Origin of the sequence: Chryseobacterium gotjawalense (assembly GCF_030012525.1) — a bacterium.
GTDB lineage: Bacteria > Bacteroidota > Bacteroidia > Flavobacteriales > Weeksellaceae > Kaistella > Kaistella gotjawalense.
Genome location: NZ_CP124855.1, coordinates 746451 through 769877 on the forward strand (window position 1 = coordinate 746451; position 23427 = coordinate 769877).

Annotated in this window: 20 protein-coding genes; 5 read left to right on the plus strand and 15 right to left on the minus strand. The window is 36.1% G+C overall.

All coding sequences use genetic code 11. The features are described from left to right. Window positions 1-87 precede the first annotated feature (87 nt). The 5 genes from QGN23_RS03305 to recQ are packed head-to-tail and all read right to left on the minus strand — an operon-like array spanning window position 88 to window position 4487. Entirely contained in the window at window positions 88-582 is a 495-nt protein-coding gene (locus tag QGN23_RS03305; protein ID WP_282905613.1) for a hypothetical protein, read from the minus strand. After that, window positions 579-1655, minus strand: a complete 1077-nt coding sequence (locus QGN23_RS03310; protein WP_282905614.1) for a glycosyltransferase — start codon at window positions 1653-1655, stop codon at window positions 579-581. Before QGN23_RS03310 ends, QGN23_RS03305 begins: the two co-directional genes overlap by 4 nt. Before the next feature lie 57 nt (window positions 1656-1712). Continuing rightward, on the minus strand, window positions 1713-2036 hold the full coding sequence (locus QGN23_RS03315) for a hypothetical protein (RefSeq protein ID WP_282905615.1): 324 nt from the start codon (window positions 2034-2036) through the stop codon (window positions 1713-1715). Continuing rightward, entirely contained in the window at window positions 2024-2272 is a 249-nt protein-coding gene (locus QGN23_RS03320) for a hypothetical protein (protein WP_282905616.1), read from the minus strand. The genes QGN23_RS03315 and QGN23_RS03320 overlap by 13 nt, the downstream gene beginning before the upstream one ends. Window positions 2273-2282: 10 nt before the next feature. After that, window positions 2283-4487 carry a DNA helicase RecQ gene (gene recQ / locus QGN23_RS03325; RefSeq protein WP_282905617.1) on the minus strand — a complete coding sequence of 735 codons (2205 nt, stop codon included), beginning with the start codon at window positions 4485-4487 and terminating at the stop codon, window positions 2283-2285. Window positions 4488-4778: 291 nt separating this feature from the next. Here recQ and QGN23_RS03330 point away from each other — a divergent pair, with 291 nt between their 5' ends. Both QGN23_RS03330 and tatC read left to right on the plus strand, forming a co-directional pair. Then, window positions 4779-5738, plus strand: coding sequence for a KpsF/GutQ family sugar-phosphate isomerase (locus QGN23_RS03330; protein ID WP_282905618.1), 960 nt, complete (start codon window positions 4779-4781; stop codon window positions 5736-5738). Window positions 5739-5909: 171 nt separating this feature from the next. Beyond that, the gene (gene tatC / locus QGN23_RS03335) at window positions 5910-6737 is read left to right on the plus strand and encodes a twin-arginine translocase subunit TatC (protein WP_282905619.1); all 828 of its coding nucleotides are present in this window, start codon (window positions 5910-5912) and stop codon (window positions 6735-6737) included. A 59-nt stretch (window positions 6738-6796) separates the two neighbouring features. On the opposite strand, the gene QGN23_RS03340 is transcribed toward tatC, so the two are convergent. After that, the gene (locus tag QGN23_RS03340) at window positions 6797-7222 is read right to left on the minus strand and encodes an SRPBCC family protein (protein ID WP_282905620.1); all 426 of its coding nucleotides are present in this window, start codon (window positions 7220-7222) and stop codon (window positions 6797-6799) included. 190 nt (window positions 7223-7412) lie between these two features. Between QGN23_RS03340 and QGN23_RS03345 the strand changes: the two genes are divergently transcribed. From QGN23_RS03345 to pcaF, 3 genes are all read left to right on the plus strand, one after another. Then, window positions 7413-8510 carry an MBL fold metallo-hydrolase gene (locus QGN23_RS03345; RefSeq protein WP_282905621.1) on the plus strand — a complete coding sequence of 366 codons (1098 nt, stop codon included), beginning with the start codon at window positions 7413-7415 and terminating at the stop codon, window positions 8508-8510. Between the two features lie 106 nt (window positions 8511-8616). Continuing rightward, on the plus strand, window positions 8617-9387 hold the full coding sequence (locus QGN23_RS03350; protein ID WP_282905622.1) for a tryptophan-rich sensory protein: 771 nt from the start codon (window positions 8617-8619) through the stop codon (window positions 9385-9387). 86 nt (window positions 9388-9473) lie between these two features. Beyond that, entirely contained in the window at window positions 9474-10688 is a 1215-nt protein-coding gene (gene pcaF / locus QGN23_RS03355; RefSeq protein WP_282905623.1) for a 3-oxoadipyl-CoA thiolase, read from the plus strand. A gap of 66 nt (window positions 10689-10754) precedes the next feature. On the opposite strand, the gene QGN23_RS03360 is transcribed toward pcaF, so the two are convergent. The 9 genes from QGN23_RS03360 to QGN23_RS03400 form a co-directional block, all read right to left on the minus strand. Further along, window positions 10755-11147, minus strand: coding sequence for a DUF1398 domain-containing protein (locus tag QGN23_RS03360; RefSeq protein ID WP_282905624.1), 393 nt, complete (start codon window positions 11145-11147; stop codon window positions 10755-10757). A 147-nt stretch (window positions 11148-11294) separates the two neighbouring features. Beyond that, the gene (locus QGN23_RS03365) at window positions 11295-11741 is read right to left on the minus strand and encodes a VOC family protein (protein WP_133440448.1); all 447 of its coding nucleotides are present in this window, start codon (window positions 11739-11741) and stop codon (window positions 11295-11297) included. Between the two features lie 15 nt (window positions 11742-11756). After that, entirely contained in the window at window positions 11757-12227 is a 471-nt protein-coding gene (locus QGN23_RS03370; protein WP_282905625.1) for a hypothetical protein, read from the minus strand. 24 nt (window positions 12228-12251) lie between these two features. After that, window positions 12252-12707: a DUF1569 domain-containing protein gene (locus tag QGN23_RS03375; RefSeq protein WP_133440446.1), complete on the minus strand. Its 456-nt coding sequence runs from the start codon at window positions 12705-12707 to the stop codon at window positions 12252-12254. A gap of 51 nt (window positions 12708-12758) precedes the next feature. After that, complete coding sequence (locus QGN23_RS03380) at window positions 12759-13319, minus strand: Crp/Fnr family transcriptional regulator (protein WP_133440445.1); 561 nt, start codon at window positions 13317-13319, stop codon at window positions 12759-12761. Window positions 13320-13583: 264 nt separating this feature from the next. Beyond that, window positions 13584-14801: an ABC transporter permease gene (locus tag QGN23_RS03385; RefSeq protein ID WP_282905626.1), complete on the minus strand. Its 1218-nt coding sequence runs from the start codon at window positions 14799-14801 to the stop codon at window positions 13584-13586. A 27-nt stretch (window positions 14802-14828) separates the two neighbouring features. Next, window positions 14829-15788, minus strand: a complete 960-nt coding sequence (locus QGN23_RS03390; RefSeq protein WP_282905627.1) for an HlyD family secretion protein — start codon at window positions 15786-15788, stop codon at window positions 14829-14831. Between the two features lie 194 nt (window positions 15789-15982). Beyond that, window positions 15983-17389: a TolC family protein gene (locus QGN23_RS03395; RefSeq protein ID WP_282905628.1), complete on the minus strand. Its 1407-nt coding sequence runs from the start codon at window positions 17387-17389 to the stop codon at window positions 15983-15985. A 172-nt stretch (window positions 17390-17561) separates the two neighbouring features. Further along, complete coding sequence (locus tag QGN23_RS03400; protein WP_282905629.1) at window positions 17562-23417, minus strand: alpha-2-macroglobulin family protein; 5856 nt, start codon at window positions 23415-23417, stop codon at window positions 17562-17564. Window positions 23418-23427: the final 10 nt, after the last annotated feature.

The window sequence follows — 23427 nt, forward strand, 5'->3', positions numbered from 1 at the left end:
TGATCTAAATCATATTTTTTGTAAACTATTTAATTTTTTTATCAAGTTTGGCATAAATCAGAAAAAATTGTATTTTAAATAGGTCACCTACTTAATCTTTAGAAAAAAACTTATTTCCGAATCTGAAACCCCAAGTAAAGTATTCGCTGAGTGCCATCTGTTTAATTCACGCAATTTTAAAACTCTAATAATTTCATTTTTTATATTTTCATTTTGAAAACCAGATATTTCGACTTTTCTGATATTGTTTTGTTTTCCAATAATAATTTTAATCTTAATATTGGACGGTTTTGTGAACTTCTTAATTTTCAAATTATCATAAAACTTTGTTCTAAACATATTATCTCCGCCACGATAAGCTGCAGGGAAAGTTTCATTGTCGTAATAACAGTTTAATTTGTTATCTCTGCAAGAATCTGAAAATTTTCGTACTCTCTCATTCTCTTTAACAAATGATATTGAATCCGGTTTTGTAAATAAAACTTTGTTCTCTAGAATTGAGAGCTCCACATATTTTTCTTTATTTAAGAATGGTGAGCAAGAAAAAATAGTTATTAAAAAAAATACACTTAAATATTTCATTTTAACCCTTTTAAAATTTCTGTATATGTATCTAATATAATTTCTTTCGAAAATCTTGAATCGATTGAATTTTTAATGGCAACTTTATGGTGACTTTCTTTTAAAATATTGAGGATTTTCTCAGCAAACTTCTGATGATTCTCAATATTGGAAATTTCGCCATTAATTTTGGGCTGAATGATTTCGGTAATTCCACCCGGACAATTATTCGCCAGGGAATAAGTTCCGCATGCTCCGGCTTCTAACAGAACATTTGGAAAACCTTCGTAACGGGAGGAAAGAATGAATAAATGTGCAAATTTTAAAAATTGATACGGATTTTTTTGCTGCCCGTGAAAAATTACATTTTCCAGATCTAAATCCTTTTTCATTTGATGCAACAATTCCTGATCCCGTCCATCTCCTAAAATATGAAGCAGCAATTTTTCGTTCTTTAGATGAAAGAATACTTTCAGCAAATTATCAAAACCCTTTCTGGGAGACAGATTTCCGATAGCTACAATATTTTTAAAATCTGAAGTATAGGATTCGGGTTTCTCAATACCTTGCAACTTTTCATTAATAAAATCAAAATCGACCGGATTGTTTATTTTAATCAATTTCTCTTTTTTGATTTTAAAATTTTCTAGCAGATCATTTAGCATATCGTCGCTCTGACAAATAATTTTGTCATAATTATTGTAAAATTTATAGAAAAATCGGATTTCTTTTCTGATGACGTGTTGCGAAACGACATTGGTTTCTCTGGCAATGAATTTTGTTTTCGGAAAAAATTTAATAAAAAGAGCTAAATACGCATTCACTTCACCAAAACCGCTGAACACAATATCGGGCTTTCTATTGCGTATTTCCTTTAAAATCGGTTTTAGAGAATGACGGATTCTGGGCGTTTTGATATCGATAATCTCCACATCGTCTTTTAAAAATTCGAGATAACCACCTTCTTTTCTTAACAGAAGAATTTTCGGTTCAAATGTAGAGCGTGGCAGATGATTCGCTATCGTAGTGACAATCCGTTCGGCACCGCCCGTTTCGAGATCAGGAAGAATAAATAGAATAGAGATTTTCTTCATACTTTGTTTTTCAGAACGCTGACCAGGTTTAAAACTTTGACTTGGTTAATTGCTAATTTACAACAATTCCGGAAAATCCTGCGAATGGTTGTTCAATATATGGTTGATGATGAACCGGTTGTCTTTTTCATCAAAGAAAATATACCAGAAAGTTTTATTGTTGGCTTTATATCTGAGATATTTCCTGCCAAATTTTCGGAAAGGTTCGGGAGAATTTTTAGTTATAGGTTTATCAATATTCTGATCAATAAAATCAACAATCTTCATTGTATATTCTACTGCAGAGTTTCTAAAACCAAAATATTTAAGATCATAGAGCAAATCGACCAATTCGCTTAATGTTTCTTCTGCAGAATCAGAATAAATAATTATTTCTCCCAAGGTAAAGAATCGATATGTTGAATAATTCTTCTTCGAAATTCTTTAGAAGTCATCCCTCTCGCAAACCGTTCATCAAAATCATCTTTCACAGCGTACTCTGCTTGCTCATCAGAAACGGTTATAGCAGTTTCATCAGCGTTTTTCAACTCCAATAATGATTGGATGGTTTCCAAATCATCAAGGTTTTTAATCCACTCGATTAATTCTTTTTTTATTTCAATAATTGGATTTTCCATCACTCAAATTTTAGTTCGCTACATCAGAAATAAATTTAATCCGTAACATTCTCACTTCTTCATCACTCAACTCATCACCAAATTCCGCCAAAAGGACTTTCATACTGTCGCTTTCGCTGTCACCCATAAATTCCATAAATTCCTCTACGACATCTTCATCAAAATTTTCATCGATATAATAATCAATATTTAATTTTGTGCCTTGATAAACGATCCGTTCCATTTCTTTCAACAGTTCATCCATTGAAATATTTTTCGCTTTGGCGATGTCTTCCAAATCGATTTTTTTATCGGTACTCTGAATAATAAAAACTTTGTGACTGGATTTATTGGCCACCGTTTTCATGACCATATCCTGAGTTCTTTCTATTCCGTTTTCTTCAACATACTTTTTTATAAAGTCTGCAAATTCTTTTCCGTACTTTTTAGCTTTCCCTTCACCAACTCCATACACCTTTCCGATTTCCTCAATATTAATAGGATACTGCACCGTCATATCTTCTAAACTCGGATCCATAAAAACCGTGTAAGGCGGAATACCATATTTCTTGGCCACCGATTTCCGCAGATCTTTTAACTGACCAAAAAGAACCTGATCCAGACTGCCGCCAGCTTGGGTTTGAACTTTATCGGAATCTGCCTTGGTCTGTTCCAAATTATATTCGCGATCTTCAGCGATAAAAAATTCGGTATCCGATTTTGAAGAAAGTGTTTTGTTTCCTTTTTCAGTTAATTTTAAAACACCGTAAGTCTCGATATCTTTTTGCAGGAAGTTTTGGACGGTCGCTTGCCTTATAATCGATTTCCAGAAATTTTCCGTTTCTTTTTTGCCGACACCAAAACGCTTATTGGTTTCTAATTTATAAGATTTGGTCACAGGATTTTCTTTACCAACAATAACGGAAATAAGATCTTTTGTCTTGAATTTCTCTTCCAGTTCTTTTACTAAATTAAGAACCAGTTTCAATTCTTTTGAAGCATCTTTTAATGTTGGAGGATTCACAGAATTGTCGCACATTAATGCACCATCGCCATTAATGGGATCAAACTGTTCACCAAAATAACAGAGGATATATTGCCTTCTGCTCATTGAAGTTTCTACGTAACCCACTACTTCATTTAAAAGTTGCAAGCCAATTTCGCGTTCTGAAACCGGTTTCTGAGCCAGAAATTTTTCTAATTTTTCGATGTCTTTCGGATCATAAAATGCAAGACAATGTCCTTCTCCTCCATCACGTCCTGCCCGACCGGTTTCCTGATAATAACTTTCGAGCGATTTCGGGATGTCATAATGAATCACAAAACGCACATCCGGTTTGTCTATTCCCATTCCAAATGCGATGGTTGCTACAATAATATCACAGTCTTCCATCAGAAATTTATCCTGGTTCATCACTCTGGTTTTCTGATCCAGACCTGCATGATACGGCAATGCATTAATCCCGTTGACTTGAAGAACCTGTGCAAATTCTTCTACTTTTCTACGGCTTAAACAATAAACAATGCCCGATTTACCTTTATGAGAATTAATGAATTTTACGATTTCCCGATCGATATTCACTTTCGGTCTTACTTCATAAAAAAGATTCGGTCTGTTGAAACTCTCTTTGAAAACCAACGCATTGCTCATTCCTAAAGTTTTCTGAATATCATCCTGTACTTTCGGGGTTGCCGTCGCGGTTAAAGCAATAACCGGCACATCTGCAATTTTATCAATAATGCTTTTCAGGTTTCTATATTCCGGCCGGAAATCATGTCCCCATTCTGAAATACAGTGAGCTTCATCAATTGCGACAAATGATATTTTAACATCCCGCAGAAATTCCTGATATTCTTCTTTAATTAAAGATTCCGGAGCAACATATAATAATTTGGTAACGCCCGATTTGATATCATCGAAAACCTGTTTGGTCTGGGTTTTATTGAGTGAGGAATTGAGGACGTGTGCTATTCCTTCCACAGAAGAAAGTCCGTTAATCGCATCTACTTGATTTTTCATCAAAGCTATTAATGGTGAAACAACAATCGCAGTTCCGTCCGAAATCAATGCTGGTAGTTGATAGCAGAGTGATTTTCCTCCGCCGGTAGGCATTAAAACAAAAACATCATCTCCCTTCATCAGGGTTTTTATAATTTCTTCTTGTTGACCTTTAAATTTTGAGAAACCGAAATATTTCTTTAATTCCTTAGATAATTCGGTGGTTTGTGTATTCATCTTTTAAATTGACATTTTTTTGAGCAGCGTTTGTTTGTAGAATATCTTCATCTTCACTCTGCCTGAAAATTTGGATTTTAGGTTATGTTCTAATATTTCTTTCCTAAATTTGCATATTAATCAAAGTTAATTAATTATTACCACATTAAAAAAAAATGATATTTATTTTTGGATAAATTACCATTTAATATTTTTGTATTTTATAGAAATCTCACCACTTTATTATTGAATTCTACCCGATAATTTTGATGATAGTGGCGATAATCTTTAAATAAATGATGCACCCATTTTATGAATAACCAAGAAATACTTCAGCTCGCAAAAAATGCCCTGTCGATTGAAATTGCTGAGCTTGAACTTCTTAAAAACCGCCTGGACGGGCAGTTTATAAAAGCCGTAGAAATTATTAATTCTGCAAAAGGCAAACTTATTATCGTAGGAATCGGAAAATCTGCACATGTAGGAAATAAGATGGTTGCTACCCTGAATTCCACCGGAACGCCATCACAATTTTTACATGCTTCGGAAGCAATCCATGGTGACTTGGGGGTGATTCAAAAAACGGATGTCGTTTTATGTATTTCAAATTCGGGAAACTCTCCTGAAATCGTAAAACTCGCGCCTTTTCTAAAGCAATATTCTTCAAGTCTTATCGGAATGACAGGGAATTTAAAAAGCAAACTCGCTGAATTTTCTGATGTTGTTCTCAACACATTCGTTGAAAAAGAAGCCTGCCCTATTAAACTGGCACCCACAAGTTCTACAACAGTTCAAATGGCTTTGGGAGACGCTTTAGCAGTTTGTTTAATGGAGCTCAATGGTTTTAAAGAATCTGATTTTGCTAAATTCCATCCGGGTGGAAGTTTAGGAAAAAACCTTACGGCCAAAGTAGAACAGTTTCTGTCTGCACAAAAACCGCACGTTTCGGAAAATGCTAATTTACGGGACATCATCATTTCCGTGAGCAGTTCGAAACACGGGATTACCGTGGTAACCAACGGGGATGATATCACTGGAGTTATTACCGATGGTGATTTGCGCAGAATGCTCATGAGCGAGCAGGATTTATCGAAGTTCACCGCTAAGGAAATCATGAGTAAAAACCCGAAAAGCATCGACAAAAATGCTTTGGCAAAAGAAGCCATGCAAATTTTAAAAGACAAAAACATCGGCCAGTTGATTGTGACCGAAAACGGAAAATATTTTGGAATTATCGACATCCACAAATTACTGGATGAAGGAATTAACTAAAATCAATATTTCAACTCAGTACAGCGCCTGCAAGTCGGCCGTGCATATTTGACTTTTTATAAAGTCAGTTGAATTAAACGTTATTCGCTAATAATTAATTAATTTCGCACCTTCAAAAGAATTAGTTGTTATAAAATACAATTATTATAAAACCTTAAAACAAAAATTTTCGTGAGCGAAAAAAAAGAAATGTCTTTTTGGGGACACATCGGAGAATTGAGGGCACACTTGATTCGCGCAATTATTGCGGTTGTAGTTTGTGCGATTGTGGTTGGTTTTAATGTTAACTGGATTATGGATCACATTTTCTTCGGGCCTACAAGAAACGATTTTTTAACTTTTCGGGTGGTCAACCATTTTTCCCGTGAAATTGTTGGTCATGACAGCATCACACTTCCCGCCCATTTTGCGGTACAACAAAAACAGCTATTTCAGCAGTTTAATGTAATGATGGCGGTGTCTATCTTTGGAGGTATTGTTACCGCATTTCCCTATTTGGTGTGGGAGTTGTGGCGGTTTATTTCTCCGGCTCTGCATCCGAACGAAAGAAAAAACTCGGTATGGTTGATTAATTTTGTTTGGATTCTTTTTCTGACCGGAATTCTTTGTGGCTACTTTTTAATTCTTCCCTTTGCGATTAATTTTGGACTGTTGTTTAAAGTTTCAGATTCTATCACCCAACTTTTTGATTTAAGTGATTACGCAACTCTTTTCCTTCAAATTGTTTTGGGTATGGGAATTGTTTTTTTATTCCCTGTCATTGTTTATTTCCTGACTTCTATCGGAATTCTTACGCCGAAATTCATGCGGACTTACCGTCGTCATGCCATTGTTTTAATTATGGTAGTGGCTGCGGTTATAACGCCGGCAGATGTTTTGAGTATGATGATGGCTGCATTTCCACTCCTTTTATTATACGAATTCAGTATTATAATGAGTGCTTATACCTTTAAAAAAATAGAAAAAAGAAAGCTTGAAGAAGAAAAAGTAAGATTATAATTACTATAAAAACAAAAAAACACGCTTTCGGGCGTGTTTTATATTTTAAAAAGTCAGCGTTAATTCTCAACAAAATTTTTCAGACTTTTTCCGATAATTTCATTCCAGCCTTTTTCGAAACTTTCTTTCTGAAAATCTTTTCCAAGATGCTCAAAGTTTTCTAAACCTTTGTGACTAAGTGTAACCAGAGTCCCGTTTTCGTTTTCTTCGAGTTTCCATTTAACAATAGATTTTTCTTTCGAAAATTCAGGATATGTCCAGGTGTACTTTAATTTTTCATTTGGAATACTTTCCAAAATTTCTCCATGATGATGAAATCTTCTTTCTTCACCCGGTTCGTAAAAGTTGAACTGATTGTGAACTTCCAAATCAAAATCGGGAATATCAAAATACCATTCTTTCATCTGCGCTTTGTCGGTTATGGCTTTCCAAACCTTTTCAGCAGGGGCATTTACCCTTTGTTGAACAAGTACAATCTCATGCATAATTTTTGTTTTTTTGATTGTAATAAAGTTAGTATAATTTTCAGCAGAAAGAAAAAATATTCCTATGATATTTCGCATTCATCATTTTAAACTAAATTTGAGATCTATTTTAAAGTATAATCTTTTCGGAAACGTTCCTCTCTAATAACAACCTTTTTATAAAACTACTTTGGAGCTATTTAAAAATATTATGATTACAGTTCTACTTATGGTAATCGTTTTTGCCGCGGCACTTTTCATTTTCATGCAACATCCTAAATTCGGGAAAGCGCCAACCGGAAAACGTTTGGAAAGAATAAAAAAATCGCCGTATTATCAAAAGGGTAAATTCGATAATATTAATTTTACGCCGCAACTCGCAGAAGATTCTTCAATTCCGGGAGTGATGTTCCGCTTTTTATTCGGCAAAAACAAAAATTTAATCCCGAAGGAAAAATTTAATTTTGAAAAAACCGATTTGAAAAATTTAAATCCAAATGAAAATATTTATGTTTGGATGGGACATTCTTCTTATTTCATTCAAATTGATGGCAAAAAAATCCTTGTCGATCCCGTTTTCAGTGGAAATGCATCTCCCGTAAAATTTGCTGCAAAAGCCTTTTCCGGAACCGATTTATACACCGCAGAAGATATTCCCGGATTGGATTATTTAATCATTACGCACGATCACTGGGATCATCTGGATTATGAAACCGTGAAAAAGCTCAATCCAAAAGCAAAACAAGTCATCACGGGATTAGGAACCGCCGAACATTTGGAGTATTGGAATTATGATCCTAAAAAAATTATCGAACTCGATTGGGGCGAAAATTTTGATTTGGGAAATGGATTCAAAGTTTACGCAGAGACAGCGCGGCATTTTTCCGGGCGCGGTTTTAAGCGGAACCAAGCCATTTGGGCGAGTTTTATTTTTGAAACTCCGGAAAGAAAAATTTATATCGGCGGCGATTCCGGGTTTGATAATCACTTTGAAAAAATTGGTGAAAAATATGGCGATTTTGATTTGGCTATTCTTGAAAATGGCCAGTATAACAAAGACTGGCGCTATATTCACATGATGCCGGAAGAGTTTCTGCGCGCTGCTGAAAATCTGAAAGCGAAAAGGATAATACCGGTCCATAATTCAAAATTCGCTCTTGCGCTGCACGACTGGAAAGAACCGTTACAAAAAATAACCACGCTGAATGAAACAGAAAACTTACGCCTGATTACTCCTAAGATTGGGGAAAAAATCGTTTGGCAAGATGACTCGATCGTTTATGAAAAATGGTGGGAATCCTACAAATAGAATCAACAGAAATTTTTATTTCGGAATTGGATTGTCGAATAAAATTATATTGCTGTCGCAAAATTGACTAATTTAGAATTATCAAACCCAATAAAACTCTTGAAAGATGATAAAAAAACTGCAAATCGCCAATGGTTTCTTTCTGATTTTCACCATTATCTTTAATTATCTGAGCAATACCGGAATATTTAATGGAAAGACAATCGCCAATGTTTCTGATCAATACCACAATTTTTTTACTCCGGCAGGTTATGCTTTTTCAATTTGGGGATTTATTTATCTGCTTTTAATTGGTTTCGTTTTTTACACGGGCCGAAGTTTATTCAATCCAGCTAAAAATGAAGCGAATGGCTTTGTAAGAAAAATCAGTTGGTGGTTTGTCGTTTCCTGTATTGCTAATTGTGCCTGGATCGTAACTTGGCTTTACGGTTTTACCGGATTATCTGTAATCGTTCTGTTGATCGCCTTTATTTCGCTTTTAATCATTGTATTGGAAGCCTTAAATCACCATTCAACCGCTGCCGAAAAATGGTTCATTAATTTTCCTTTTCAAATTTATTCGGGCTGGGTAAGTGTCGCTCTAATCGCGGCTACAGCAGCTTGGTTAAAAAAAACCGAATGGAGAGGTTTCGGAATTTCGGAAGTGAACTGGACCATTACTTTAATCATTACCGCATCTTTAATTCACCTTTTTATGACCTGGAAGAAGAATGCACCGGTGTTCGCTTTTGTAGCAGTCTGGGCTTTAATTGCAATTGCGGTGGCAAATAAAAATGAAAGTCAGCCAATTTATTTAGCAGCATTGACCGCAGCAGGAATTCTTTTTTTGAGCAGTTGTTTCAAAATTATTAAAGGAAGTTTAAGTAAAGTTAGATGACAGGAAAATCATTTTAAAGAAGTCAGGATTTACATTTCCCGAAGTCTTTTTAATTTTCTTAAATTTACGCTCATTAAAAATAAAGAATGAAAAACGCCTATATTATCGATGGGACAAGATCGGCCATCGGAAATTTTAAAGGAAGCTTAGCAGCTGTGAGAACTGACGATCTGATGGCTTCTGTACTAAAAAGTTTAATCGAAAAAAATCCGGATTTACCATTAGATAAAATCGATGATGTTATTATCGGTTGCGCTAATCAAGCGGGTGAAGATAATCGTAATGTTGCCAGAATGGCTTCACTTTTAGCAGGATTTCCGGTGAATGTTCCGGGCGAAACGGTGAACAGATTGTGTGCCTCGGGAATGAGTTCGATTGTTCAGGCGATGCGTGCGATCCGTTCCGGCGAAGGTGATCTTTTTATTGCGGGCGGTGTTGAAGGAATGTCGAGAGCTCCTTACGTTCTTTCCAAAGCGGAATCTGCTTTTGGAACCGATTCTAAAATGTATGATTCGAGTTTTGGCTGGCGTTTCATCAATCCAAAAATGGAGAAAATGTACGGAATTGATGCGATGGGAAAAACCGCAGAAAATTTAGCGGAAATGTTTGAAATTTCGCGTGAGGAACAGGATGAATTTGCCTTAAATTCTCAGATGAAAGCCAAAAAAGCGCAGGAAAGCGGAAGATTGGCAGAAGAGATTTCTGACCTTAAAATCCCACAAAGAAAAGGAGATCCGGTTGTCATTAATAAAGATGAATTCATTAAACCGAACTCTACTTTAGAAATTTTAGCGAAACTAAGACCGGCTTTTTTAAAGGAAAACGGAACGGTGACCGCGGGAAATGCTTCAGGTTTAAATGACGGAGCTGCTGCCGTGATTATTGCTTCAGATGATGCGGTGAAAAATTACAGTTTAAAACCTTTGGCTAAAATCTTAAGTTCTGCCGTGGTTGGCGTTGAACCCAGAATTATGGGAATCGGTCCGGTTGAAGCAACTAAACTGGCTTTGAAAAGAGCAAATCTTACTTTAGACCAAATCGATATTATTGAATTGAATGAAGCTTTTGCCGCGCAAAGTATTGCGTGTCTGAAAGAACTCGGAATCGCCAATGATGATGCAAGAGTCAACGTAAACGGTGGCGCAATTGCACTTGGTCATCCACTCGGAATGAGCGGAACGAGAATCACGTATTCTGCCGCTTTGGAATTACAAAAAACAGGAAAGAAATATGCGTTGGCGACAATGTGCATCGGCGTCGGACAAGGTTATGCCGTAATTCTGGAAAATGTAACTATCTAAATTTTATCCAATTTATTTAAAAACCCTTTCAGTCTTTAAAAGGCTGAAAGGGTTTTTCGCTTTGTATTAAAGAGGAACAGTAGGGATTTTTTCTACTAATATTTCCTTCCCGCTTTTGTCGTAATAAGTACACGTCATTTTTTGTAAATCTACAATCCAGCAATCGATTCCATTTTCTGCGCAATCTTGGCAAAATGTTTGAAAACTGGTTCCGCCATTTTGATGCAATTTTAATCGTTCGAGAAATTTTTCTGCATTGGTATTTTCAGAAATTAGAAGATCGTGTGTAGCTTCTGAGGTGATACTTTCCTTTTCATCATCGAAGTAATCGGTGTGACCATCTGTAACGAAAGTGATAAAATTTACAACTCCCAATAATTTTAATTGCCGAATTAAAACCGGAAATATATTTCCACTCTCTGTTTGTGCTTCGTGGATTTGTTCTGATGTAAATTTCATTGTTTGTAAGTTTTAAAAAGAAAAACTGAACTTCATTCTAGCCCCGATTGCAGCGGCATCCTTTTGCGGAACGAAGTGCAGCAAAAGATAGAGCGAAAAGCGGGATAGGTTTTGTAAGAAGCGAAAATCCTGTTGCTTCTAAAAAAATTAATGAGCCTGAACTTTGGAAGGATCATCATAGTTGACCATCCAGTTGATGCCAAACTTATCGGTCCACATCCCGAAATAAGCGCCCCAAAACGTGTCGGCAAGCGGCATTGTAACTACTCCACCTTCGGAAAGTCCATTGAAAATCCGGTCGGCTTCTTCTTTGGAATCCGTGTTGATGGAAAGCGAAATATTATTCCCGATTTTATGATCGTGAATTCCTGGCATCGTGTCACTACCCATCAAAATGGTTTCCGCAGAAATAGGCAGCGTCATGTGCATGATTCTGTTTTTTACATCATCTGACATTGCGGGCATTCCTTCCTGTGGCGGCATATCGCCAAATCTTCCGACCATCGGAAAATCACCACCGAAAACGGATTTATAAAAATTGAATGCTTCTTCGCAAGTTCCGTCGAAAGTTAAATACGCGTTAATTGTTGCCATGATATTGTTTTTAAATTATTGATTTTTCCAGTTCGTCGGGTACTCTAAATTGCCGTCATAACTTTTCCAGTTGCCAATAAACTCGATAAATTGATTTTCAATTTTCTCGGTTTTTTTATTCCACATAAAGGTATAAATAAATTTTCCTTTTAAAATCCCGGAATGTTTTCCCGTGCCTTCTTCGGCCAATTCATATTCGCCAAAAATCGAACTTCGTTTTTGAGCGTCTTTATATTTGGTGATTTTCAGTTTACCTTCGAATTTGGTATTCGTTTTTTCTACTAAAGAAAATCCGGAAACAAAATATTCCTGATCATTTTTTTTATCCTGTTCCGAAATATTAATTTTCACCGTCATCGGAATTTTTTCCGCAGTGATGGTTCCTAAATAAGGCTCAGAATTGTTCATCCAAACGCTGGAGATATCGGGCATTTGGGCAGTAATAAAACCGCTTATTAAAAGCAAAGTGAGTAAAATTTTTTTCATGATTGTGTTTTTAAAATTAAATAATTAGGCACCGAACTGATCCAAATGATGATTTAAATGTTTCGCAAACATATTGTTCCATTCCTGAGCCTTGAGTTTCCCGAAAGAAAATGATTCTTTTCCGTCAAAAGATTCCCGTCCTAACTGCTGTGTTTTCTGAATAAAGCCGATCAACCGTTTTTTTTCAGAATCAAAATCTTTGCTTTCTTTAATTATAAATTGTGGCGCAGTCGGAGAATTCTGAGAATAGGATTTTTCGCCCACCACTTTCGGTTTTACAAATCTTTTTAAAATAAATTTCGCAATTCCGCCCGGTGCTTTATGTTTTTGCGGTTCATACACCATTTCATAAGTTACATTGCAATGCGCCAACATTTGATCGACGGACATTTTGCCCCATTTCGCTTTTGAATCTGGAGAAAGTTTATTGATTCTGTCGATGTAATTCTGCGCTTCTTTAGCATTAAAAATATCTTGCATAGTTTAGTTTTATCAAACAAAAATAGAATTATTTTAAGGAATATTTACGATTTAAATTTCACTTCTGATTCTGCTCAGCGTTTCCTGTGAAATCCCCAGATAAGAAGCGATCATTCCCAAAGGGGCACGAAGGATAATGTTGGGGTTTTCCTCCAAAAGCTGCGCGTATTTCTCTTTCGCCGTCATGTGTTGAAGCGAACTGATCCGTTTCGACATCTGAGCCATTAAATTCCCCAAAAGAAACCGGCTGAAATTCGCCGAGGTCAAAGAAACTGAACACAGTTCTTCCAACTTTTTATAATCACAAAAGGTAACCGTACTTTCTTCCAAAGTTTCGATATTATAAATCGAGGGAACATTATTGAAAATCGTATCGATGCTGCCGAATGATTTTCCCTCTGAATAAAAATTGGTGGTGATGTCTTTTCCTTTTTCAAAATAATACGTTCGCGCGAGACCATTTTCCATGTAATAAACATTTCGGTTATGAGTATTTTGATGGCTTAACAGTTCGCCTTTTGCGAAAATTCTGGTCTGCGTTTCATTGCGAAAAAAATCTTCGGTAACGGCGTCTGGTTTTATATATTTTGAAATTTGGTCGAGCAGTTTCACTTCGTATAGTTTTTACAAAAATAAAGAAAGAATATGGTAAAAAGACAGAGACTTTATATTAATCATCACTAGTAAATGAAGCAAAATCTGCAGCCCGGCTTGAGTGAAACTCTTTTTATGCAACGAAACGGAATAAAAAAGCGGGAATCTCGTCCTTAAAGACGAGCGAAATGTTTGCCAAAAATAAAAAAGAACGTCTGTACTACAGCCCAGACGTCCTCAACAAACAAACAGTATGAAAACTGTTATTACTTTAAGTCAAAATTATTCCTCGGAAGAAATTAATTCCGATAACTCGTCTTTTTCAATATTTTGCGAGATTTTATATTTTTTAAAAAGGAAATGAATTTTTATTTTCAGTGCCATCCAACCAAGAATGAAATAAATCCATCCTAAGATGAACAGGTGAACCAAATGTTTTTTGGTTAAAATCGCCGAACCGTTCTGTACCACCATAATTTTCAGCGCATCCAGATAGGGTGTTAATGGAATAATTGCCGTAAAACTTTTGATAAACGCAGGCATCGCATAAGTTGGCCACGTAAATCCACTGATGATAAAAGCAGGCGATGCAATCACCATTAAGTATTGCGTAGCCTTCAACGCATCCGGAACCAAAATACTTATGAGAACCCCCAGATTGGTTGCCGCCACCACGAAAACTGCGGTGATGAGAAAGAAATTCCAAACATTGTCGGGAACCGGAATTCTAAAATATAAACTGCACAGGTAGAAAAACAGGATATTGAAATTCGCGAAAATCCAGATGGGCAGGCATTTAATCGCCATTACCACAACCGCATATTTTTCTTTACCTGCAAAATCTTTAAGGAAAGATTCTCTTTTAAATTCTTCAGAAAAAGTAACTGCCATTGCCAATAAAATCACCTGCTGTAAAACGACGGCCATCATTGCCGGCCACATAAAAACCAGATAATTACTCGTGGTGTTGAAAAGCGTAATATAATTCGCTTTGAAAGGTTCGTATTGGGTTTTCGCTAGATCTGCATTCATGCCTTTTTTCTCCAACGCTTTAATTTCCGCGCCGGCGGAGAAAGTTCCTAAAGTCAACTGAATGGCTTTTGTGGCAAAATTCGCCGTCAATACATTTGAAGTGTTCACGTAAACATTCACCTCCGGATATTTTTTCTGAAGCATCATCGCTTCGAAACGTTCCGGTATAATGATTACTGCCGCAGCTTCTGTTTTGATGGTTTCATCTTTCAAGTTCGCAGGTTCATTAATATAACTTAAAACTTTCAACGATTTACTGTCCTGAAGCATTTCTACGACCTGATTGGATAACGGCGTGTTGTCATGATTCACCACGATTACGGGAATATTTTCTACTTTCCCGGATTTGTAGGTAAAACCAATGAGCAAAGCGTAGAAAACGGGCGCTAAAAAAAAGACGGAAATCATCGTTTTGTTGGTGAAAAACAGGTGGAATTCCCTTTTTAATAAATATCTGATTTGTTTCATTTTGTGAGATTTAATTTAATTTTACAATTACTTTAAAGTCACATTTGAATTCACCAAAATATCTTTCGCAGCCTGCTGATTTTCCGGCACCACTTTGATTTCGTAAATCGCTTCTTCCGGTTCGTAATCCGGGAAAGCGGTCGTAATATCCGCGTATTTCGCCAGTTGTTTAATGGCGACAATTTTTCCCGTAAATTCTTTCTTGTTGTAATTAACGAACATTTTCACCGTCATTCCTTTCTGATATTTCGCAATTTTTGATTCGGGAATGGTAAACCGGAAATACGAAGTCTGCGGTATATAACCGGTAAAAAGCGGATAGCCAGCCGTCGCCAGTTCTCCTTTGTTCAAAGCGATGGTTTCGATTTCCATATCATTGGTGGCGATGATGTACTTTTCCGAATAAGCGACATTAGCCTCCTGCAAAGCACCTCTTGCCTGATTTTGCTGACCTTGCGCCATTTCTATTTTTTCGAAACGCGTTCCGATCACAACATCATGAAGTTCCGCATTGACCGCATCCAACTGCGCTTTTGCTCCCTGATATTTCGCAAAATACTCATCGTAATTCTGGGGCGAAAGTAAACTGTCTCGGTACATGTTTTTTGCCCGGTTATAAGATTTCTGTGCATATTGAAATTGTTCCTGCAAGCCTTTCTGCTTAGCTTTCAACTGACGGAGCTGATCGGCGGTCGCACCGTTCTTTGCCATCAGGACCTGTGCGTTTGCGGCGGAAGTTGCACCTTTTGCCTGCGCAATCTTTGCAGAAACTTCGGGGACATCTAGAATTGCGAGCGTATCGCCCACCTTGACAGTTTGTCCTTCTTCTACTTTAATGGTTAAAATCCTTCCGGTGATTTTCGGTGCAAAAGAAATAACTTCTTTTTTGGTTTTACCCACAATTTCTCTTTCCGGTTTTGATTCTTTGCAGCCTGAAAGTGCCAGCAAACTTACCAAAGCCAAAGACGTTAATACAATATTTTTCATGTTGAATGTTTGTTTGTTATGATTGGTATCTAATGACAGTCTAAATTTTTTAACCGCAAAAGAGGCAAAAGTTTTTTTTTAATAGAAGTAATTCAACAGTTTGCAAAACGTAAATACCCTAAATATCTCAATTTTTGCAGACTATTGAAAATCTTTACATTTCATTTGTCTTTTGTCTCTTTTGCGGTTAAAACTTAAAGGTTTTGGATCAGCAAATTCTGAGTGGATTTCATCAACTCGATGGCACTTCTTCTTTGGTTAAAAATCGCGGTTTGCAATTCCAGTTCGGCATTTTCCAAATCATTTTCTGCATCTATCAAAGCAGAAGAAGTTTTTGTTCCGTACCGGAATTCTTTTTCCACCTGTTCCAAACCTTGCTTTGCAATTTCACGGGATTTTTCTTTTAACTTAATTTGAGCATTAGCAATCGTATAATTGGTTTGATTATTCGCCAAATTGAGATTTAGCTTTTTGGAAGTATCACGTTTTTTATTTTCTAAAATCTCTTTTTCAATTTTCGCTTTTTCTACCAGATGTTTTCCTTCATTACCGTCAAAAACATCCCATTTAAAACCAATTCCCGCCTGAAATAATGGAAAAACGTTTGTATTCGCGGGATTCATATCCAGTTTCTTCCCTGTGTTGGGCAACAAATCTTTTGAAGTCGAAATATTGCTGTTGAACAGGCCGAAATAACTGAGTGAAGTTTGCGCCTGAACTTTCGGAACCCACCATCTTTCCTCGGCTTTTATTTTATAATCGCTCGCTTTAATCCCGTGATCCAAAGCCTGAATTTCTACTCTATTTTCAATATTCTGATTGAGAACTTCGTAAGAAATAGTTTGTAATTGCGGTTGAATTAAAGCAATTCTTTCACGCTCGATTCCGGTCAATAAATAGATCTGCGTAATTAACAACTCTTTCTTTCCTTCATATTCCACCAATTTGGAATCTAAATTTGCCTGCGCCAGTTCGATTTTTTTTCGGTCGTAAGGCGTGATCAATCCGTAACCTAATGATTTGTCGGCGGTTTTTCTATTGATGTCGAGACGTTTTTTTGCTTCATCTAAAACTTTTTTGGATTCCTGCACCAACGCCATTTGATCGTACGCTTTTGAAACTTCCGTAATGATTTCGTCACGGCTTTTCTGCATCAATAAATTTTCGGAAATATTTTTTTCTTTGTTGGCTTCTTTCAGATATTTCACTTTCCCGCCGGAATAGAGAAGAACGCTCGCTTCAGCTTTTGCCAAAGCGGAAATCCCGGAAACATTCACATTATTATCAAGTTGACCTTCCGAAAATACAGCACCTGGAAAAACCCCGGGGATGGGAGGAACACCGATTTCCGGAGATTTTAAATGCGCTGAAGCATATAGATAGCCGGTTTTACCCGAAATATCAACTTTAGGAAGAAAAACATCTTTCAGTTTTTGATCATCGAGTTTGGTGTATTTGTTTTCCAGGATTTGTTGGGTTAATGTTCCGTCGTTCACTAAAGCGCTGTCGATTAACTCCGGCAAAGTAGGCACCTGTTGGGCTGAAAAAACCAGCGGTAAAAAGAGCATCACTTTGGACAGATTATTTTTAAAGGTTATCATTTTCTTTGTCTGTTTGTGGATGCAAAGTTGAGTATAATACATTCTCATTCCTTTGACATTTGTCAAAAAATGGATTCCATATCATTTTTCGTCAACCTCTTTTCTTTAAAAAAAAATCCGTTCCAACTCAATGAAACGGATTATCGTTTTTTTTTAACTTTACCAAAATGAATTATTCTGTAATGATCACCTTGGTTCCTTTCGTATGCGCATTCATCTGTGGTGCGTAATAATTCTGTAACGTGGTGATTCCGTTGCTGAACGTCCCCGAGGCGTTGCAGATATAATCGTATTCGAAAACGTATTTTCCTTTCGGCATATTTTCAATATAAAAATTGGTAGAAGCATCTTTGGTCGACTGATAATAACCCAATCCGTTTTTCCATTCGTAACCGGAAATCACATTTAAAGGCTCAAAACCTGCAGCTCGCATGTCTTTTAAATGAATGAATTCCATGTTTCTGTCCGTATTTAAAATCATTCTTACGGTGACTTTATCGCCCACTTTCAAAGGCGTTTCTTCGGTGATTTTCTGAAGTTCTTCACCATTCACGGTTTTTACTTTTCTGTACAATTCTTTCACGATTGAAAGATAAGATTCCGAGGATTTTATTTTATCCAAATCCTCATAGTATTGCCAGAACAAACCACCTTGAACAATCCCAGAACCGGGTTTTGTGACGGTAACGGTTCCTAATTTGTTGTCGATATTTTCACCTTTTAAAGTCGATTTTACATAACCCGTCGCTTTCGTATCAGGGTTTGCGAGTTCTTTTCCGCCCCAAACAATGGTGGCTTTATCACTGTTACTTGAAGTCCATGATTTCCCCGAATTTAAAATAGTGAAGATCACTTCTGCCGTGCCGCGCGAACTTCCCCAGGAATTGACTTCCTTCTGCGTGATCAGCCAGATTTTCATTTCTTCAATGAAACCGGTATCGTTTGGCGTGAGTTTATTAAACGCTTCCAAAGCTCCTGCGTGATTCACGGTTTTGGAATTATACCAACCCCAGTTATCGAGATTCTGTTTCCAGTAAATTCCTTGTGTTTCCGATTCTGTGGAAGTTTCTTTTAAATAAGTAAGGAATTTTTTAGAAAAATCTTTCATTCCATAATCATCAAATAACATCGCCAACCGGTGCAGTCCAAAGAAAGTGAAATCGGTGATCTTCTCCGTTTTTGCTTTAGAAAGAACTGCATTTTTCAAGACTGTTCCTTTTTGTTTCAAAGGATATTCTTTTTCCCAATAATTTCGCGTGTCCAAATAATCGAGAACGTAATTATTCACCACGTCTTTTTTATCAATTTGACTATATTTATTAACTTCTGAATCAACGTAATTAATGAGTTTAGAAACCATTTCTTTCTGTTCCGCAGATTGATAGTCTGCCACATTTCCTTTCAGCCATTCGCTGATTTTTCCTAAAGATTTCAGGATATAAAGCGAGTTATAATAAGAACTCGGATAACCTTGATACCATGAAAATCCGCCATCCGGATTTTGTAGTTTCAGCAATTCGCTCCAGTCTTCATTAATGGAATTCCGCATGTTATTCGCGTCAAATATCCTGGCTAATTTTTCCATTTGTTCGGTTTCGTTTTTGGATTCCAAAACCCACGGCGTTTCTTCCAAAAGCAATTGTTTCAGTTCCTGATTTTTCTCTAGATTAGATTTCAATAAACCTTTGAATTGATATTCCTCAAAAACAGTTTTCAGTTTCGGATTCGCTTTGAAGATTTCGGAAGCCAAAACATCGGCAAACCATTTATTGAAAATAACGTCCGCAGAATTGTTCGTATCATTTTTCAGACTTGGCAAAGCGAACATAATCTCCCAAATCGGATTCGTCGTCAATTCCAAAGTATTTGAAAAGTTGGTTGCTGTTGTCGAAGTATTTTTTGCTAAATTTTCTAAAATAAAGGTTTTCGTCTGACCTTCTTTCACGAAAATCGGAACGGCATCGGTCACCAACATTCGGTTCGGTAAAACGGCGATGGCTTTTTGCTCACCATCCGAAAAGTTTCCGGCTTTCGCAACGACTTTAATAATGATGGAAGAAACATCATTCGGAACTTTTAATTTCCAGGTTACAACTTCGTTGCCGTTCTCTTTTAATTCAAAGGATTTTTGAGTATCATTTAAATTGAATTTACTGGAAATATCTTCATTCGTAAAAGCATCTAAAATCTGCAGCTGCGCCGTTCCATTTAATTTTTTATCAACTAAACTGGAGAGTTTCGATTGCAGATTCAGTTCGTCACCTTCACGCAAAAACCGCGGATAATTCGGCGTTACGGAAAACTCTTTTTGGGTAACCACCGATTTCTCTAAAGTTGCCGAGCGCGCATCTTTAGTATGTGCCAAAAACATCAGTTTCCATTGCGTTAATGCTTCAGGAGAAGTAAATTCAAAAGTTACATTTCCGTCTTTGTCGGTTAGTAAGTTCGGATAGAAAAAGGCGGTTTCATTAAGGTTTTGACGGACTCCAATATTTTCAAGCTTTTCTTTTTTCTTGCCAAGTGCGACTGTTACTACTTCCTCAATATTTTGAGTTTTTACAGAGTCACTAGAAATATTTAAACCAGCAACTTTTCCATTTAGTTGAGATTCAACAGTCGGTGCGGGCATTGCAGCATCTGACATCACTTCCATTTTTGCTGACATTTGTTTTTTTCTCTGTAGTCCATAAGTCATCATTACAATTTCTTGATCAAACCAATTAAATTCAGGAATATTGACAATTTTTGTTTTTAAATACTGAACCCTTTTACTGTAATTTTTCTGCGCTAAACCTTCATTAATTTCATAAGAATTCATAATGAAATATTTCTGATACAATGCGCTCCACGAAAAAGAATTGCCCGCGAACTGATCCAAAGATTTATCGTACATATTCGCCAAAACTTCAGCGTTGATTTTCTCTTTATCCTCGCCCAAAACTTTTACCGTCCATTTTTCTTTTTTGCCGGGTTCCAATTTATCGCGGAAAGTGACGGTTTCGATAAGCAAAGGTTTTTTGTCGGAAGCAATACTTAAATTGATGTTTTCGGTTTGAACATCATTAAAAGCAATGAGCTGAAACTGAACATTAATCTGATCGATGCTTTCATCTTTCGGAAAAGCAACTTCATATTCCAAAACGCCATTCTTCAGTTTTTTCTCTTCCGTTTTTGTTTCACCATTTCCGTTTTGCATATAAATTTTTACCAAAGCATCAGGAATTGCGGAATAAACATAAATTTTCGCTTTTTCATTTCTCTGATATTCGGTTTTCGGATTGATAACTTTCAGGAAAGGTTTCTGAGAATCCGTCAGGAATTTCTTATTATAAACTGCGAACGTTTTTTCAGTTTTAATGGTATCTTTTCCTTCAATATTAAAGAGTTCGAGTTTGTAATTTCCGGCACCTAATTTCCCTAAATCAAGAGATTCTTCACTTTGTTTCTCTCCGTTCAGAATGACAGATTGTGTTTTCCATTGCTCTTCTTCCTTCGAGAAATAATCGTGTGGAAATTTTTGAATGAATTCCGCTTTTGTAAACTTCGGCAGATCCTGAATTTGGGTTTCAAAATCAGAGCGGAAAATTCTTTCTTTCGGCTGCAATTTCAAAAGTTTAACCTGATAGGATTTCTTTAAATTCTGGTCGTTGTAATTTTTGGTTTGAACTTTAATTTTAACAGGTTCATCGGTGAAAGAATCTTTGATATCATCGGTTTTGATATAATGAGAAACCGAAGCGACTTTTACATTTTCCGCCGCAGATTGTGTTTCGCCATTAATATCCGTCACCGAAGCATTAATTTGATAATTATCGATCTGAATTCCGTCTAAAGTTTCGTCTTTTTTCAAATCGATTTTAATAACGAATTCTCCTTTATCATTGGTTTTAACTTCGCCTAAAATGGAGTTTTCATTATCATTTCCTCTTGGAAACCACCAGAAATATCTCCACCGAATATTTTGTTTTTTAATTTCATAATTTACGGTAGCGTTGCTTAAAGCCACGCCGGAAAACATCATCGCTTTTCCTTTCATTTCGATGGTTTCGCCGTACTTATATTCCGATTTGATGGGTTCAAAAGTCACTTCAAATTTCGGCCTTTTATATTCTTCAACCTGAAAATATTTGGTCGCATCATCATCTAAATCATCAGAATCAACTTCTAATGAAAACTGACCGTTGAGTTTTCCGTTCGGCAAAGTGAAATTTCCATTATAAGAACCGAATTCATTGGTCGCAAAAGTCTGGGAAGAAATCTCTTGGCCATTCGCATCGTTCAATGTTATTTTCTGTTTGATTCCCACTGCGACAGATTCTTTATCCATCAACAATTTGGTGTTAATGACTTTAAAATAAACGACTTGTCCTGGACGGTAAATGCCGCGATCAATGAAAATTTGGGCAAGATTTTTCTCTTCTATTTTTTTGGGTTCATTATAATATTGATTACCATAAACCTGCATTAAATTATAATCATTCGAAGAAGGTTGCTGCACCAAATAGTAGCGGTAATACTGGTTATCTTTCGAAACAGGAAATTTAAAAAGCGCAGATTGATCGGTTTTTGCAGGAAAAGAACTGGCTTTGTTATCGTTGGTAAATTCAAAGATTTTCAGGTTTTCATTCGAAACCGATTTCCCGTTTTCCCGGTTTACAAGTTGCAATTGATTGTCAATATTTTTACGGTCAACTTTTTTGTTAAAGATAATTCGTGAATTCGTGGCAATAAAATAGAAATTCTCCTGAATCGCATTTTCTACAACATATTCTGCGAGATAAATTCCGGACGGAAGTGCTTTTATTTCTAAAGAAGTTTTGTGATTTTTATAATCTTTCAAATCCTGCAAATCAAAAGTTTCTTTCCGAACCAAAGTTTTCTTCACCGCCGGAAAGCGGTTTTTATCATACGAGTTTGCCACATATTTCAGAAAATTCTGCTGATCGTCATTAACTTCATAAATATTTAAAGAAAATTTCGAAACATTTTTTGCTTCTGCAACCAAATGAATCGGCAAATTTGCTTGGGTATGTTTTTCGTAATTTAAAGTTAAACTTGGCTGTAAAATGCTGTTTTCGCGGTTGAGAATACTGTTCAGAAATTTAGAACTTGGATATTGTTGTTTCGTATTTTTAATTAAAACCAACGCTTCTGCATATTTTTGTTCGTTCGTCAACTGATCGATAATTTCCGAAATGATCAATACTTTATAATCACCTTCCGTTGGAGATTTAACCAGATTTTGAAGTTGCTGAAATTTATCTTTACAATTTGAAAAAGCACAATCGTCATTTAATTTCTGGTGCTGAAAATAGAGTTTTGCGTTTCCTGTATTTTTCTGAATGAGTTCTGAATATAAATTTGAAATTTTTGATTGATTGACTTTCAGTTCATTAGGCGTGAACAACTGAGAATTGTTGTAGAACTTGATTTCGTTCATCGCATTCCAGTCAAACAAAGTTGGAAAATAGTCCAGATTTTCGGTTTCATCGAAGATTTCTTTATATTTCGACATTTTCACTTTTTGAAGTTCAACTTTTTTCGCTTCTAAGTTTTGAAAATGTTTGGTTAAATAATTTTTAAAATCCAGTTTCGACCATGTTTCAATCTCAGTTAAATCATTATTATTCAAATTTGTTCTTTGATTAATCCGCCACTGATTCTGATTGTAATAATCATTGAAAAATTCACCCCGTAAAACTTGATATAACAATTGATCATCGCCTTTTAACTTCGATTGTAAACCCTCAATTTTTGTGAAAAATTTCGTTGAAGCATCGTTTTTTGTATCGTCGTAGGTTTGATTCACGATACTAAATTCTGCTTTCAGCGACCGAATAAGTTGAACCGCATTCTTTTCTTTCATAGCTTGATTTTGAATTTCTAAAATTAAAGGAAGACTGGATTTAAACTTTCCGGTTTTATAATTTTCGGCAACTTTCTTCCATTGGAGGTCGTAATATTTCTGTGCGAAAATTCCGTTGAAAGCAAAGAGCAGAAGGATGAATGCAAAAATTTTATTTTTCATAGATTTGTTT